The following is a 14,981-nucleotide window of genomic DNA, read 5'->3' as shown; positions in this document are numbered from 1 at the left end:
CACCGCGCGGCCCGAAACGAAGACGTGGATGGTCGGGACAAGCCCGACCATGACGAAAACGCCGGGCATCAGGCGAAGTGGCAGGATACCTCGACACCGCCGATCGGCCGCAGCTCCGGCCGCTCGGCACGGCAGCGATCCGCGGCCTGCGCGCAGCGCGGATTGAAGCTGCAGCCCGCCGGCGGCGCGATCGGGCTCGGCACCTCGCCGGACATCGGCTTGCGCGCCCGGTTCGGTTTCTCGACATCGGGGATCGTGTCGAGCAATAGCCGCGTATAGGGATGGCGCGGCCGGGTGAAGACCTCCTCGGCCGGCCCCGCCTCGACGAAGCGGCCGAGATACATGATGGCGAGATCGTCCGACATGTGCCGGACGACCGAAAGATTGTGGCTGATGAAGAGATAGGTCAGCCCGAACTCCTTCTGCAGCCTGACCATCAAATTGAGGATCTGGGCCTGCACGGAGACGTCGAGCGCCGAAGTCGGTTCGTCGCAGACGAGGAAGTCGGCCTCCGTGGCGAGGGCGCGTGCGATCGAGATACGCTGGCGCTGGCCGCCGGAGAAGGCATGCGGATAGCGGCTCGCATCGGTGCGCGAGAGCCCGACCACCTCGAGCAGATCGCCGACGCGCTGCTGGACCGCCGCGTCGTCGGGCCTGAGCTTCAGCTCGCGGATCGGCTCGGCGATGATGTCACCGACCCGCCAGCGCGGATTGAGCGAGGCATAGGGGTCCTGGAAGATCATCTGCACGCGCGGCGGGCCGAACGAGCCATCGCCGCGGCGGATATCGCGGAAGTTGAGCTTGCCCTCGGTCGGCCGCTGCAATCCGACGACCATGCGCGCCAGCGTCGATTTTCCGCAACCGGACTCGCCGACGATGCTGAAGGTGGTGCCGCGCCTCACCGTGAAGGAGATGTTCTCGACCGCGCGCAGGATGCGGCGCGGCTCCTTCGAGAACAGCCGGGACAGGGCCGGCGCCGAGACGTCGAAGCGGCAGGATGCAGAGGCGACTTCGAGAATGATGTCCTCCCCTCCTACACCGATTGCACCGCGCGAGCGCTCATCCTGAGGAGCAAGGCGTGAGCCTTGCGTCTCGAAGGGTTTTTCAGGGCGCGCTGAAACATCCTTCGAGACGCCGCTGCGCGGCTCCTCAGGATGAGGGCTCGCGGTAGGAGCTTCCATATGCTCACGCATGCGCCGCCTCCTTCAGCGGGAAATGGCAGGCTGCGGCATGGGCCATCACCGGCAGGCCCGGCTTGTGGTCCCGGCAGAAGGCCTCGGCCCGGCCGCAGCGCGGGTTGAAGGCGCAACCGGGCGGGATGGCGTTGAGGCGCGGCATCGCGCCGTCGATCTGGTTGAGATGCTCGTGGCGGACGTGGACGCTGGGGATCGAGGCCATCAGCCCGGCGGTGTACGGGTGGCGCGGACGGCGCACGACCTCCTCGACCGGCCCCATCTCGACGATGCGGCCGGCATACATCACGGCGACCCGGTCGGCCGTCTCGGCGATCACGCCCATGTCGTGCGTGACCAGCATGATCGACGTTCCGTGCTCCCGGCAGAGCCGCTTCAGCAGCGTGGTGATCTGTGCCTGGATCGAGACGTCGAGCGCGGTCGTCGGCTCGTCGGCGATGATCAGCGAGGGCTCGGCGCAAAGCGCGAGCGCGATGACGACACGCTGGCGCATGCCGCCGGAGAACTGGTGCGGGAAATGGTCGATGCGCGTCTCGGCGGCGGGGATGCCGACCTCCTTGAGCAAATCGAGCGCACGCTTGCGCGCCTGCGCCCGGCTCACCGGCAGATGGGTCATGATCGTCTCGACGATCTGGTCGCCGACCTTGAGCAGCGGGTGCAGCGAGGTCAGCGGGTCCTGGAAGATCGCGCCGATGCGCCGGCCGCGCAGCTTGCGCATCGCCTCGGCCGGCAGGTTGTCGATGCGTTGGCCCGACAGATGGATCTCGCCGCCGGCGATGCGCCCCGGCGGGTCGAGCAGGCCGATCACCGCCGTGCCGGTCAGCGACTTGCCCGCCCCGGACTCGCCGACCATGCCCAGAATCTCCCCCGGCGCGATGTCGAAGGTGACGCCGTCGAGTGCCGTCAACGGGCCGTGGCGGCCGTCGAAGACGATGCGCAGGTCACGTACGGACAGGAGAGGCGCGGCGGCGGAAGCGGTCATGCGATGGCCTCGCTGCGTTCGACCGGATAGCTCGACGAGAAGATCTCGCTCATCGGCGGATGGCCCAGGGTGCGCTCGGGATAGCGCGCCATCACGCCCTCGAACTGCTTCTGGGCGCGGGCGTTGTCGGCGGCCTCGTCCTGGCCCGGAACGACCCGGTTCTCCATGACGAAGCGCCCATCGATCACCACCGCCGAGAAATCCCGGCCATGGCCGGTCAGCATCATCGTCTGGATGGGGTCGATGACCTGGCCACTATGCGGCCGGTCGAGTTCGAAGACGGTGATGTCGGCGCGCGCGCCCGGCTGGAGCCTGCCGAGATCGGGCCGCTGCAGGGCATCGGCCCCACCGATGGTCGCGGCGTCGTAATAGTCCTCCGAGCGCACGGCGCCGACATTGCCGGCCATGGTGCGGGCGAGGATCATGCCGGTCTGCAGGTTCATCACCATGTCCGGCGGGCTGGTATCCGTGCCCATGGCGATGTTGAGCCCCATGGCGCGGTAGCGGCCGAAATGATCGATGGCATTGCCGTGCCGGCCCGATACCAGCGGGCAATGCACGATGCTCGCACCGGAATCGCGGATGATCTCGAGATCGCGGCCGGGCCTATCGATCAGCCGGCTGCCGGAAACCACCGTGCCATGCGGCAGCAGGCAGCGCTCGTTGAGGAAGCCGAGGCTCTCCAGCCATTCCGGCGGGCTCATGCCGTGCTGGGCGAGGACGAGGTCGTACTCGATCTTAGACTGGCAGCAATGCAGCCGCACCGGCACATCGAGCTCGCGCGAAGCTGCCGCCGTGCGGCGCAGCAGCTCGGCCGTGGAGGTCTCGATGCGGTCCGGCGCGAACATCGCCCGGATCAGCCCCCCCGCCTCGCCTTCATGACGCCCGGCGAAGTCGATGGCCGCGTCCAGCTCGGTGAGGCCGCGCGCCTCGTCGTAGTAGGTGACGATGCGCCCGTCCGTCTCGGCCAGCTGGTTGCCGGTGCGATAGGCCGGGCCGAGATAGACGCGCAGGCCGAGATCGGCGGCGGCCTGCGCCGCATCCTCGAACTCCTGCACCGTCTCGCCCCAGGCGCGGTAGAACAGCGAGGCGATCGGCAGCGCCGTGGTGATGCCGTTGCGGATCAGCGAGGCGAATGCATAGCGCTTCTGGAAGGCCAGTTCCTCGCGGGAATACATCTCGTAGGGACCGGCCTCGAGATAGCTGCGCGGCCAGACCCTGCCCTTCTTCCAGGCCGGCTGGTTGTCATAGGCGAGGATGGTCGTGTCGAGGTCGGAAAGGGCGTCGCAATCGACGAAGCCCGGCCCGATCAGGGCGTTGCCGTAGTCGACCCGACGCGCGACTTCGCCGGGGAAGCCGTGGCCGACGAAGACGATCGCGCCGTCCTCGAACACGACTTCGCCGTTCTCGTAGAGGCGATGGCGCCCGTCCTTGTGGCCGACGACCCAGCGCGCGGTCATCAGGATGCGGCCCTGCGGCCGCCTGGCTGCCTGCAGGCTCACGGGGCGGCCCTCACCGAGACGCCGTCGCGGGCAACGACGCGGCCGCGCTTGACGACGCGACGCTTCGGAGAACGGGTGACGATCAGCTCCGCCAGCGTCTGGCCGGGCATGATGACGAAATCGGCGGCCTTGCCCTCGACCAGACCGTAGTCGGCGATCTCCATCACCTTGGCGCCTTCGGTCGTGCAGACGTCGAAGGCGAGCTTGAGCTCGTCGTCGCGGCGGAAGTTGTTGCGCAGGCCGACGAACATGGCGCGCTCCACCATGTCGGCGTTGCCGTACGGGCCCCAGGTGTCGCGGATGCCGTCGGAGCCGGAGCAGACGCGCACGCCGGCCTCGAGCAGCTTCCTGACCGGCGGCGCAGCGCTGCGGGACGGAGCCGTCGTCATGATCGCGATGTCGAGTTCGGCAAGCTGCTCGATCAGCGGATCGACCAGCGCCATGTCGGGCGATCCCAGGCAGAAGGCGTGGCTGACCGTGACCTTGCCCTTCATGCCGAGCGCGCGGGTGCGCTCGATGATCAGGTCCATCGAGAAGGCGCCCATCTCGCCGGGCTCGTGCAGGTGGATGTCGAGCGGCTTGCTATAGGTCTGGCACAGGCCGAAGACCGCATCGAGATGGCCCTTCGGGTCGCGGTCGATGCCGCAGGGATCGAGGCCGCCTACGACCTCGCAGCCGGCCTTCATCGCCCGATCCATCAGCTCCAGCGTGCCGGGACGGCGCAGCAGGCCCGATTGCGGGAAGGCGACGAGCTCGATGTCGACGATGTCGCGGTATTCGTCGCGGGTCTTCATGACGCCCTCGACGCCCCAGAGCCCGTGCTCGGTATCGATGTCGACATGGCTGCGGATATGGGTCGTGCCCATCAGCGAGGACTGGATCGACTGCCGGGCCGACTGGCGGGCGGGGTCGATATCGAGCCGCTTCTTGTTCTCCCGCTCGTTGTCGATCTTGTCGAGGAGCTTCGGACCGACCTCGTTGACGTACCAGGGCAGGCCCCAGAGGCTCTTGTCGAGATGGGTATGCGCCTCGACCAGGCCGGGAATCACGATCTCGCCGCGGCCGTCCTCGACCGCCACACCGGCGGGCGCGGCGATGTCCTTCGCCATGCGGCTGATGCGGCCGTTCTCGACCAGGATGTCGAGGGCTGCCCCGGCGTTCGGGCGGACGTTGCGGATCAGGAGGGAAGCAGTCATCGCAGGCGTATCCTCGTGGTTTCTTGTCAGCGAAGCTTCGGGTTGAGCGCATCGCGCAGCCAGTCGCCGAGCAGGTTGACCGAGAGCACGATCAGGCCGAGCTGCAGCGAGGGGAAGACGACGAGCCACCAGGAACCGGAGAACAGGTACTGGTTGCCGATGCGGATCAGCGTGCCCAGCGAGGGCTGGGTGATCGGCATGCCCACCCCCAGGAAGGACAGCGTCGCCTCCGAAAGGATGGCGAGGCCGAGATTGAGCGTGGCCGAGACCAGCACCGGCGTCATCGTGTTGGGCAGGATGTGGCGGCGCATGATCCGCGTCGCCGGCACGCGGATGATCCGGGCGGCGAGGACATATTCCTTGCGGCGCTCGACCATGGTCAGCGCGCGCACGGTGCGGGCGTATTGCACCCAGCTCGTCAGCGCGATCGAGAGCACCAGCACCACCGCGGCGAAAGGCTCGCGCAGCCCCGGCGGCAGCATCTCTCGGAAGATCGCCGAGACCAGGATCGCCATCAGCAGCGTCGGGATCGAGAGCACGGTATCGCCGAGGCGCATCAGCAGGTTGTCGACGCGCCCGCCATAGAAGCCGGCGCAAAGCCCGATCGAGACGCCGACCAGCATCGAGACGACGACGGCGGAGAAGCCGATGATCAGCGAGATGCGCGAGCCGTAGAGGATGGCGGAGAACACATCGCGGCCCTGCGGATCGGTACCGAGCAGGAAGGGCCATTCGCCGCCCTCCTGCCAGATCGGCGGGATCTCGGCCTTGTCGATGAAGATCTGCGTCAGGTCATAAGGGTTCTGCGGCGCGATCAGCGGGGCGAAGAGCGCGCTCAGCACCAGCAGCGCCAGCACCAGCGCCGAGAGCCAGGCGACCGGGGTGTGGCAGAAGCTCCAGCCGATGTCGCTGTCGAGGAAGCGGCGCAGGCGGCCGGGTTTCTTGATGGTGTCAGCGGGCCGGGTCTTCTCAGCGAGCATTGGCGCCTCCCGTGAGGGCGTCCTCGCGCAGGCGCGGATCGACCCAGGCATAGGTCAGGTCGACCAGCGTGTTGAGCGTGACGAAGATGAAGGAGACGACGATCAGATAGGCCGCCATCACGGGGATATCGACGAAGGTCACGGCCTGGACGAAGAGCATGCCCATGCCCGGCCACTGGAACACCGTCTCGGTGACCAGCGCGAAGGCGATGAGGTTGCCGATCTGCAGGCCGGTGACGGTGATGACCGGCATCAGGCAGTTGCGTAGCGCATGGCCGAAATGGATGGCGCGGGACGGCAGGCCGCGCGCCCGGGCGAAGCGGATGAAGTCGGTGCGCATGGTCTCGAGCATCTCGGCGCGCACAAGGCGCATCACCAGCGTGATCTGGAAGAGCGAGAGCGTGATGCCGGGCAGGATCAGCGCCTTGCGCCCGGAAGAGGTCAGGAAGCCGGTGCTCCACCAGCCGATCTGGACGACCTCGCCGCGGCCGAAGGCCGGGAGCCATTGCAGCGAGACCGAGAAGACCAGGATGAAGAGGATGCCGAGCGCGAAGCTCGGCAGCGAGACGCCGAGCACCGAGACGAACTCCAGTGCCTTGGCCAGGAAACTCTCTCGTCGGATGGCGGTATAGACGCCGAGCGGAATGCCGACGGCGAGCGACAGGAAGGTCGCGACCAGAACGAGCTCGAAGGTCGCCGGGAAGCGCTCCGAGATCAGCGTGAAGACGTCCTGCTGGTTGCGGTAGGAGATGCCGAAATCGCCGCGCGCGGCATTGCCGACAAAGGTCGCGAACTGCATCGCGAAGCCCTTGTCGAGGCCGAGCCGGACGCGCAGCTCGTCGCGCTGCTGCTGGCTCGCCTGCTCGTTCAGCATCAGCTCGACGGGGTCGCCGACGAAGCGGAAGATCAGGAAGGCGAGGAAGGCCACCGCCACCATGACGCCGGCGGCGTTGAGCAGTCGCTTGAAGAGAAAAGCCGGCATGGAAAGCTCCTGCGTTCCGGCGTCATTCCCGGGCTTCGCAGAACGAAGACCCGGGAATCTCAGGACGAGAGGGCGCTGGTTTCCGAGATGGCCGGGTCAAGCCCGGCCATGACGTCGCGCCTGTCTCACTTCATCATGGTCAGCCAGAGGCGCGGCTTGTTGTCCGAGGCCTGTACGGTCGAGGCCACGGTCGAACGCATCGCCCAGGCCATCGGCTGCTGATGCAGCGGGATGAAGAGGTGCTCGGCCTTGGCGATCTTGAGCGCTTCCTTCATCAGCTCGATGCGCTTGGGCGTATCGAGCTCGACGCCGGCCTTGTCGACCAGGACGTCGATGCGCGGATCACCCCAGTTGCCCCAGTTGAAGACGCCGCCCGTGCCGCTCCTCGAGCGCATCACCTGCACCAGCAGCGAATAGGCGTCGATCATCGGCTCGTTCGCCCAGCCGAAGGAGATCACGTCGAAGTCGCCCTTGACGCGCTTCGGCGCCTGCTGGCTGCGCGGCGCCATGCTGAGATTGGGCTTGAGGCCCGCGCGCGACCACATCGAGGCGACCGCCTGGCAGAACTCCTCCTCGTTGACGAGGGAGTCGCTCTGGCAGTTCATCTGGAAGGAGAAGCCATTGGGATAGCCGGCCTCGCCGAGCAGCTTCTTGGCGCCGTTCAGGTCGAAGGGCAGCCGCTCGTCCTGCGACGGCTCGTAGCCGGGGATCGCGGGGGCGACGAGCGCGCCGGTGTTGCGCGAGAGGCCGCGCATCGCCCGCTTCTGGACGGCGTCGATGTCGATGGCGCGATAGAGCGCCTCGCGCACCTTGATGTCCTTGAAGGGGTTCTTGTCCTTCACGTCGCTCTCGAAGAGCTTGTCGGTCAGGTTGAAGGCGAAGAAGACCGAGCGCAGCTCGTTGGTCTGCAGCACCTTGACGTCCGGCGAGGCGGACAGGCGCGGCAGGTCCTGCAGCGGGGCGACATTGGTGAAGTCGATCTCGCCGGAGAGCAGCGCCGCGACGCGCGTCGAGGACGAGGTGATCGGCGTGAACTCGATCTTGTCGATGTTGTGCTTCGGCTTGTCCCACCAGTTCGGGTTCTTCGCGAAGACGGTCTTGGAGTCGGCGCGGCGGCTTTCGACGAAGAACGGGCCGGTGCCGTTGGCGTTGTCGGTGGCATAGCCCTTCACGCCCTTGCCGGAATCGGTCGGCAGCAGCGAGTTGTTGGCCTCCATCCACTCCTTGTCGAAGATGAAGATGTTGGTGAGGTCGTTGAGCAGCAGCGGATAGGGTCCGTTGACCTCGATCTCGACGGTGTAGTCGTCGATCTTCTTCGAGGATTTGTAGGCCGGCAAGTTGCCCTTGAGGGGAGAGTCGGGATGGGTGACGCGCGCCAGCGAGGCGATGACGTCATCGGCCGTGAAGGGATTGCCGTTGTGGAACTTGACGCCCTGGCGCAGCTTGAAGCGCCAGACAGTCGGCGACACGGTCTCCCATGACTCCGCCAGAGCCGGCTCGATTTTGAGGTCGCCGGTGTAGCGCACCAACCCCTCATAAACATGGTTCAGCACCGACAGGGTGAAGGTCTCACCGAAGGAGTAGGGATCGAGCGAGGCGATTTCGCGCGCCGACCCCCATTTCAGCGTCTTCGCCTCGGCGGTGCCCACCAGGGCGAAGGCGGCAACGGCCGCCAGCAACCAGGCCTTTTTCATCCAACTCTCCCCTTTTGTGTTTCGGCCCCGCCGCAGCGGGCCCGGATCGTCGTTGCCGCCTGTTTAGGCACCGTGGCGTTTTGATCGCCATCTCGTGTGCGATTATTGAACAAACTTGCATACGATGAAAAGATCGTATTGTATGCGATTATTGAACACAAGCAGAAACTGGATCGGAGCCTGCGATCGTGACATTGACGCCCCCGCAAATGGTCAGATCAGGACGAGGGAAAGCCGACATGGGCGAGCGTCGTACGCCGGTTCTGCGGGCAGAATCCGTATACAGAGCGCTCCGGCGCGCGATCATCGAGCAGGCACTGAAGCCCGGCGTGAAACTGCCGGAGGATTCGATCGGGGAGCAGCTCGGCGTCAGCCGCACCTTGGTGCGTGAGGCCTTCGGGCGCCTCGCCGTTGAAGGACTGGTGGAACTCAAGCCCAATCGCGGCGCCTCCGTCGCCTATCCGACGCTGGAAGAGGCGCGCGACGTGTTCGAGGTCCGGCGCGGGCTGGAGCGACTGGTCGCTGAGAACCTCGCCGGGCGCCTGACGGCCTCCCAGGCGGCCGAGCTCGAAGCCCATGTCGAGCAGGAAGAGAAAGCACACGAGCAGGACGGGCCGGAATCGATCCGCCTCTCCGGCGAGTTTCACATCAAGCTCGCGACGATGACCGGCAACGCGCTGCTGCTGCGCTATGTCCAGGAAGCGTCGTCGCGCTGCTCGCTGATCCTGGCCATCTACGGCCGCCCGCATTCGAGCGAATGCGCAGTCTCCGAGCACCGCCAGCTCATCGAGGCATTGCGCTCCGGCGATGCGGCCCGCGCCGCCGATCTCATGGACCATCATCTGCGCGCGGTCGTGACCCGCGCCTTGCTGACGCCGCGCGTCGAGCGGGACATCCGCGACGTGCTCGCCCCCTATGCCCGTAGCGAAGGATTGACCCCATCGTGACCGCACACCCGTCCGGACAGCCGAGCGCCGAGACCGCCTCCGGCATCGTCACCTTCGACTTCGCGTCGCTCACCCCGCGCGAGCGCTACAAGCTGCTGATCGGCGCCGTCGTGCCGCGCCCGATCGCGCTGGTCACAACGATCGACGAGAATGGCACGGTCAATGCCGCCCCCTTCTCCTTCTTCAACTGCCTGTCCGCCGATCCGGCCATCCTCGCGCTCGGCGTCGAGTACCGGCCGACCGGAGCGCAGAAGGACACGGGCCGCAACGTCAGGCAGACCCTGGCCTTCACCGTCAACATCGTCTCGGACGCGCTCCTGGAAGGCATGAATGTCTGCGCTGTGCCCTTCGAGCCCGGCGCCGACGAACTGGCCGAAGCCGGATTGACCGCCATGCCCGGCGTCAAGGTGCCCTGCCCCTGGATCGGACAGGCGCCGGCAGCCTTCGAATGCCGGCACCACACGACGCTCGGCATCGGCAATTCGCGCGAGATCATCCTCGGCGAGGTCGTCTACGCCCATTTCCGCGCCGACACGGTCGATCCGCAGAAGCTCTATGTCGACCCGGCCGCACTCGACGCCGTCGGGCGCATGGGCGGGCACGGCTATGCGACGACCCGCGATTATTTCGATCTCCCGACCATGTCGGTCACGACCTGGCGCGCGGATCCGGCGGCGGCGAACCGGCGCAGCTGACACCTGCGCCAATCCCTTTCTGCGCCTGGCAGAATGGCTTCCCACGATCAGGCACAAAGCCATGCACCGGACGCAGGCCAATTAGTCTTTGGTCTACTCGACCTGCGCCAGGAACATTCCGCCCCCTGCGATCAAGCCATGGCAGGTGCGGCCCTGATGCGCCATCCTCGCACAAACCGGTCCCATCGGCCAGATCAAGGCCGAACGATCGGCGGGTGGGCGACCTAAGCTTTCAGGGAGGATGGGGCCATGTCCGGGATCATGCGCACCAGGCGCAGCAACGCATGTCGCCTTCCGAGAGGTGACGCATGACAGCCATGACCGAGATCTCCGACTTCAAGGTCGAAACGTCCGACGGCGCCACGCTGCACGCCTTCAAGGAAGGGCATGGCCAACCGCTGCTTCTGGTCAGCGGCCTGAGCGGCACTGCCGCATTCTGGAAGAACATCGCAGCGACGCTGTCGCGCTCGTTTCAGGTCATCCGCTTCGATCAGCGAGGCATCGGTGCCAGCACGCGCGGCGAGGCTCCCTGCGACATGGAACACCTGGCCCGCGACAGCCTCGCCGTGCTCGACGCAGCCGGCGTCGGGCGCGCCGTGGTCCTCGGCCATTCGACCGGCGGCTGCATCGCCCAGACGATCGCCAAACTCGCGCCGGAGCGCGTGGACGGGCTGATCCTCAGCGCGAGCTGGCTTGCGCCAAGCCGCTTCCTCAACGCCCTGTTCGGGGCGCGCCTCGCGATCCTCGAGGCCGACCCCTACGCCTATGCCGCCATTTCGGTGCTCAGCGGCTATCAGCCCCGCTGGATCGAGCAGAACTGGCACATCTATGACGATGCGATGGAAGCGGCCCCGGTCAGCGAGCACGCGAAGATCGTGACCCGCGAGCGGCTCAATGCGCTCCTCGCCTTCGACGGCTCCGCCGATATCGGCTCGCTGCCGATGCCGATCCTGATTCTCGGCACGCGCGACGACATGGTCGTCCCGGTCCACTATCAGGAAGCGCTGGCCGCAGCGCTGCCCGGCTGCCGGCGGGCGATCATGGAAACGGGCGGGCATCTTTTCCCGGTGTCGCGGCCGGACGCCTTCACGGCGACCGTGGCGGAGTGGATCGGCGAGCTCTGAGGCCGAGATCTGAAGCAAGGCGCGGCGCGGCGAAATGGCCCATGCGACGCCGCGCGGCTTCGGGTTAAATGAGAACGCCTCCAAGTCGAAAGACCTGCCTATGCGCGCGATTCTCCCGAGCCTTCTCCTTCTCCTGCCCTTCCTTGCCCAACCCGCCGCCGCGCAGGACGCCGCCGCCGGCGAACGATCCTTCAACAAGTGCCGCGCCTGCCATCAGATCGGCGAAGGCGCGCGCAATCTCGTCGGCCCCGAGCTCAACGGCCTGATCGGCCGGCATTCGGGCGCGGTCGAGGCCTACAGCTATTCGACCGCCAACAAGAGTTCCGGCCTGACCTGGGACGAGACGACCTTCACCGACTACATCAAGGACCCGAAGGCCAAGATTCCCGGCACCAAGATGATCTTTGCGGGCATCAAGAGCGAGAAGGAGATCAAGGACCTGATCGCCTTCCTGAAGCAGTTCGACAAGGACGGCAAGAAGCTCTGACGCCCGTCCCGGCCTCCCCGGATTTGGTCCTCGGCGCCAGCCTGTCGTATCTCCTTCTGCCTGATCGACAAAGGAGAGCCTGATGGCCGCCCCCGTAACCCGGGTGAGACCCCTTTCCGCGCTGCGGGACTTCCTGCACAGCGAGGCCGCCGGCGGCATCATCCTGATGGTGGTCGCGGCGCTCGCCCTCGTCATCGCCAATTCGCCGGCGGCGCCGCTCTATTTCGGCGCGCTGAAGAGCTACGTGCTGGGCCTCTCCGTCCTGCACTGGATCAACGACGCGCTGATGGCGGTGTTCTTCCTCCTCGTCGGGCTCGAGATCAAGCGCGAGATGCTGGACGGCCAGCTCTCGACCTGGGGGCGGCGGGTGCTGCCCGGCTTCGCCGCGCTCGGCGGCATGATCGCGCCGGCGCTGATCTATGTCGCCTTCAACCTGGGCTCCGGCGAGAGCCTGCCCGGCTGGGCGATCCCGACCGCCACGGACATCGCCTTCGCGCTCGGCGTGCTCTCGCTGCTCGGGCCGCGCGTGCCGGCTTCTCTCAAGGTCTTCCTGACTGCGCTCGCCATCCTCGACGACCTCGGCGCGGTGATCATCATCGCGGTGTTCTACACCGCCGAGCTGTCGGGCCTGTATCTCGGCCTCGCCGCGGCGATGCTCGTCATCCTGACAGCGCTCAACCGCCTCGGCGTGATGCGGCTCGCGCCCTACCTCCTGCTCGGCGCAGCGCTCTGGTACTTCACCCTGAAGTCCGGCGTGCATGCGACGCTCGCCGGCGTCGCGCTGGCCCTGACCGTTCCGCTCAAGCCGTCCCCGGCCCGGCCCGACGACGCCAAGTCGCCGCTGCACAAGCTCGAACACGGGCTGCACCCTTATGTCGCCTTCCTGGTCATTCCGGTCTTCGGCTTCGCCAATGCGGGCGTCTCCTTCAGCGGCCTCGGCCCCTCGACGCTCGCCGCGCCGGTGCCGCTCGGCATCATGCTCGGCCTGTTCCTCGGCAAGCAGATCGGCGTCTTCGGCTTCGGCTGGGCGGCGATCCGCGCCGGCCTCGCCGATCTGCCGGCACGCGCCTCCTGGCCGCAGTTCTACGGCATCGCCCTGCTCTGCGGCATCGGCTTCACCATGAGCCTGTTCATCGGCCTGCTCGCTTTCCCGGATTCCGAGGCGCTGCAGAACCAGACCAAGATCGGCGTCCTTGCCGGCTCGCTGCTCTCCGGCATCGGCGGCTGGCTGCTGCTAAGGCTCTGTCCGGGCGAGGTTATGCGCAAGAAGCAAGGCTGACCTGTTCACTTTTTCGGCAGAATGCCTCTTCCATTTTCGCGAAGCGATGCAATATTCATTCGCTTCAGCGGCCATTCCCGATTCGCAGCCGCGAGGGAGTCTGCAACCAGCCAGGAGCGTCCAGAGCCGATGAAGAAGGCCAAGCGGAAAACGGGGGAGAAGCGGTCGCAGATCGCGGCCATGCCGATCCGCCACGCTGCCGAYGGCTCGACGGAGATTCTGCTCGTCACATCGCGCACGACGCGGCGGTGGATCGTGCCCAAGGGCTGGCCTATGAAGGGCCTCAAGGACTATGACGCCGCGGCCCGCGAGGCCTTCGAGGAGGCCGGCGTCATCGGCCGCATCAGCCGCGAGCCGGCGGGGCGCTACAATTACTGGAAGCGCATGAGCGACCATTTCGTGCTCTGCGAGGTCAATCTCTATCTGCTCGAGGTCGAGCAGCAGCTCGACAGCTTCTCCGAGCAGCATCAGCGCGACCTGCACTGGTTCAAGCTGGCCGACGCCGCCGACATCGTCGACGAGCCCGAGCTCAGCACGGCCATCCGCAAGCTGGAACGCATGCCCGCCCTGGCGGCGTGAGGCTGCCTGTCGATGCATGAATGCAGCCGCTTCCGCCTCGCATATGGCATATCGTCCTGACGCCAAGGTTCGCGGATAAGTTGAACCCAATAAAAAGCGATAACGAATTGGTGTAGATTCCACCCGGACACCGCAGTTTGCGCACTGCAAAACATCTTCAACTGGCAGAATCTGCCCAAATGACGTAAAGTCATCCTTTCCGGACCAAAGGGCCAGAGAATGCCCGACCAGACTCGCCATGATGCATGGCAGGCCGGCGAGAATTACGATCGCTATATGGGGCGCTGGAGCCGCGAGCTCGCGCCCCTTTTCGTCGATTGGCTGAACCCCCTGCCCGGCTTCGAATGGCTCGATGTCGGCTGCGGAACCGGCGCGCTGACCGAAGCGTTGCTGGGCGGCGCGGTGCCGGTCAGCGTCATCGGAATCGACCCCTCGGAGGGCCTCCTGGCCGTGGCGCGCGAGCGCGTGACCAACTGGCGCGCCAGCTTCCGGCAGGGCAGCGCCGAGGCGCTGCCGGTCGAGACCGCGAGCTGCGACGCCGTCGGCTCGGCGCTGATGCTCAACTTCGTGCCGGACCGGGACAAGGCGCTGGCCGAGATGCGCCGCGCGGTGCGGCCGGGCGGGCTCATCAGCTTCTATGTCTGGGACTATCCGGGCGGCGGCGTCCAGTTCGTGCGCACCTTCTGGACCGCGGCGACGGCGCTCGACCCGAATGCGGCGGAGCTGAACGCGGACAGGCGCTTTCCCTTCTGCACGGCCGAGGGCCTGACGGAGCTCGCCGCCTCGGCCGGGCTCATCGATATCGCCTGCGAGCCGATCACCGTGCCGACGCTGTTCCGCAGCTTCGACGATTTCTGGCAGCCCTTCACCCTCGGCACCGGCCCGGCACCGGGCTATTGCGCGAGCCTGCCCTTGGCGGCGCGCGAGCGGCTGCGGCAGCGACTGCGCGAAAGCCTGTCGTTCGCGGCCGACGGCACCATCCCGATGGAAGCGCGCGCCTGGGCGGTGCAGGCGATCTCGCCCTGAGGCAAACGCGCCGGGGCTTTTTCCCAATGTCGCGCCATGACGCTTGCCTCCCGCGTCATGCCCGGGCTTGGCCCGGGCATCTTCGAACAGGAGCCTCCGGAGCCTTGTCCGGCCCGCGATTCTCGCCCCCTTCGGGTCGCCCGAGAATGACGGGCGTGGGGCCCGCATTGACGCGCATGCCTTCGCCCGCCCGCGTTTTCACGCGGGCGTTCGCAAGGAGGGGCAGCGGAGCGCCGCGAGGCGCGGGGTATCGGGCCGCTTCCATTGAGCCAGGATGCGGCGCGGAAGGATTGAGCCACCTTCCGCACTCCGCAC

14 protein-coding genes are annotated in these 14,981 nt (G+C 66.8%); 7 read left to right on the top strand and 7 right to left on the bottom strand.

The features are described from left to right. Window positions 1–68 precede the first annotated feature (68 nt). From AC1DIN_RS23180 to AC1DIN_RS23150, 7 genes are all read right to left on the bottom strand, one after another. Window positions 69–1,193 (bottom strand): ABC transporter ATP-binding protein, encoded by a 1,125-nt coding sequence (locus AC1DIN_RS23180; RefSeq protein ID WP_476811464.1) that lies wholly within the window; start codon window positions 1,191–1,193, stop codon window positions 69–71. After that, the gene (locus tag AC1DIN_RS23175) at window positions 1,186–2,175 is read right to left on the bottom strand and encodes an ABC transporter ATP-binding protein (protein WP_476811463.1); all 990 of its coding nucleotides are present in this window, start codon (window positions 2,173–2,175) and stop codon (window positions 1,186–1,188) included. Before AC1DIN_RS23175 ends, AC1DIN_RS23180 begins: the two co-directional genes overlap by 8 nt. Next, a complete protein-coding gene (locus AC1DIN_RS23170) occupies window positions 2,172–3,635 on the bottom strand; it encodes an amidohydrolase family protein (RefSeq protein ID WP_476811529.1) in 1,464 nt (487 codons plus the stop codon). The genes AC1DIN_RS23175 and AC1DIN_RS23170 overlap by 4 nt, the downstream gene beginning before the upstream one ends. A 38-nt stretch (window positions 3,636–3,673) precedes the next feature. Beyond that, window positions 3,674–4,873 (bottom strand): amidohydrolase family protein, encoded by a 1,200-nt coding sequence (locus AC1DIN_RS23165; protein ID WP_476811462.1) that lies wholly within the window; start codon window positions 4,871–4,873, stop codon window positions 3,674–3,676. Window positions 4,874–4,899: 26 nt separating this feature from the next. Beyond that, window positions 4,900–5,853 carry an ABC transporter permease gene (locus tag AC1DIN_RS23160; protein WP_441473114.1) on the bottom strand — a complete coding sequence of 318 codons (954 nt, stop codon included), beginning with the start codon at window positions 5,851–5,853 and terminating at the stop codon, window positions 4,900–4,902. Continuing rightward, entirely contained in the window at window positions 5,843–6,835 is a 993-nt protein-coding gene (locus AC1DIN_RS23155; RefSeq protein WP_441473115.1) for an ABC transporter permease, read from the bottom strand. Before AC1DIN_RS23155 ends, AC1DIN_RS23160 begins: the two co-directional genes overlap by 11 nt. Window positions 6,836–6,960: 125 nt before the next feature. Next, window positions 6,961–8,529, bottom strand: coding sequence for an ABC transporter substrate-binding protein (locus AC1DIN_RS23150; protein ID WP_476811461.1), 1,569 nt, complete (start codon window positions 8,527–8,529; stop codon window positions 6,961–6,963). A gap of 239 nt (window positions 8,530–8,768) precedes the next feature. Here AC1DIN_RS23150 and AC1DIN_RS23145 point away from each other — a divergent pair, with 239 nt between their 5' ends. The 7 genes from AC1DIN_RS23145 to AC1DIN_RS23115 all read left to right on the top strand — a co-directional run bounded on the left by AC1DIN_RS23145 (window position 8,769) and on the right by AC1DIN_RS23115 (window position 14,666). Beyond that, on the top strand, window positions 8,769–9,476 hold the full coding sequence (locus AC1DIN_RS23145) for a GntR family transcriptional regulator (RefSeq protein ID WP_441509372.1): 708 nt from the start codon (window positions 8,769–8,771) through the stop codon (window positions 9,474–9,476). Further along, a complete protein-coding gene (locus AC1DIN_RS23140) occupies window positions 9,473–10,171 on the top strand; it encodes a flavin reductase family protein (protein WP_476811460.1) in 699 nt (232 codons plus the stop codon). The genes AC1DIN_RS23145 and AC1DIN_RS23140 overlap by 4 nt, the downstream gene beginning before the upstream one ends. Window positions 10,172–10,479: 308 nt before the next feature. Further along, window positions 10,480–11,295, top strand: a complete 816-nt coding sequence (locus tag AC1DIN_RS23135) for an alpha/beta fold hydrolase (RefSeq protein ID WP_476811459.1) — start codon at window positions 10,480–10,482, stop codon at window positions 11,293–11,295. Between the two features lie 100 nt (window positions 11,296–11,395). Continuing rightward, window positions 11,396–11,782, top strand: coding sequence for a c-type cytochrome (locus AC1DIN_RS23130; RefSeq protein WP_441473120.1), 387 nt, complete (start codon window positions 11,396–11,398; stop codon window positions 11,780–11,782). Between the two features lie 82 nt (window positions 11,783–11,864). Continuing rightward, window positions 11,865–13,061, top strand: a complete 1,197-nt coding sequence (gene nhaA, locus AC1DIN_RS23125; protein ID WP_476811458.1) for a Na+/H+ antiporter NhaA — start codon at window positions 11,865–11,867, stop codon at window positions 13,059–13,061. 129 nt (window positions 13,062–13,190) lie between these two features. Continuing rightward, entirely contained in the window at window positions 13,191–13,640 is a 450-nt protein-coding gene (locus tag AC1DIN_RS23120) for an NUDIX hydrolase (RefSeq protein ID WP_476811457.1), read from the top strand. A gap of 219 nt (window positions 13,641–13,859) precedes the next feature. Then, window positions 13,860–14,666: a class I SAM-dependent methyltransferase gene (locus AC1DIN_RS23115; protein ID WP_476811456.1), complete on the top strand. Its 807-nt coding sequence runs from the start codon at window positions 13,860–13,862 to the stop codon at window positions 14,664–14,666. Window positions 14,667–14,981: the final 315 nt, after the last annotated feature.

This window comes from Allobosea sp. 05T438, from assembly GCF_056396025.1.
This window is presented reverse-complemented; position numbering and strand designations above follow the sequence as displayed.

Bases quoted from the DNA above. Each gene is read 5' to 3' on its own strand.
- AC1DIN_RS23180 (WP_476811464.1), bottom strand. From the start codon at position 1,193: ATGCGTGAGCATATGGAAGCTCCTACCGCGAGCCCTCATCCTGAGGAG.
- AC1DIN_RS23175 (WP_476811463.1), bottom strand. From the start codon at position 2,175: ATGACCGCTTCCGCCGCCGCGCCTCTCCTGTCCGTACGTGACCTGCGC.
- AC1DIN_RS23170 (WP_476811529.1), bottom strand. From the start codon at position 3,635: ATGACCGCGCGCTGGGTCGTCGGCCACAAGGACGGGCGCCATCGCCTC.
- AC1DIN_RS23165 (WP_476811462.1), bottom strand. From the start codon at position 4,873: ATGACTGCTTCCCTCCTGATCCGCAACGTCCGCCCGAACGCCGGGGCA.
- AC1DIN_RS23160 (WP_441473114.1), bottom strand. From the start codon at position 5,853: ATGCTCGCTGAGAAGACCCGGCCCGCTGACACCATCAAGAAACCCGGC.
- AC1DIN_RS23155 (WP_441473115.1), bottom strand. From the start codon at position 6,835: ATGCCGGCTTTTCTCTTCAAGCGACTGCTCAACGCCGCCGGCGTCATG.
- AC1DIN_RS23150 (WP_476811461.1), bottom strand. From the start codon at position 8,529: ATGAAAAAGGCCTGGTTGCTGGCGGCCGTTGCCGCCTTCGCCCTGGTG.
- AC1DIN_RS23145 (WP_441509372.1), top strand. From the start codon at position 8,769: ATGGGCGAGCGTCGTACGCCGGTTCTGCGGGCAGAATCCGTATACAGA.
- AC1DIN_RS23135 (WP_476811459.1), top strand. From the start codon at position 10,480: ATGACAGCCATGACCGAGATCTCCGACTTCAAGGTCGAAACGTCCGAC.
- AC1DIN_RS23130 (WP_441473120.1), top strand. From the start codon at position 11,396: ATGCGCGCGATTCTCCCGAGCCTTCTCCTTCTCCTGCCCTTCCTTGCC.
- nhaA (WP_476811458.1), top strand. From the start codon at position 11,865: ATGGCCGCCCCCGTAACCCGGGTGAGACCCCTTTCCGCGCTGCGGGAC.
- AC1DIN_RS23115 (WP_476811456.1), top strand. From the start codon at position 13,860: ATGCCCGACCAGACTCGCCATGATGCATGGCAGGCCGGCGAGAATTAC.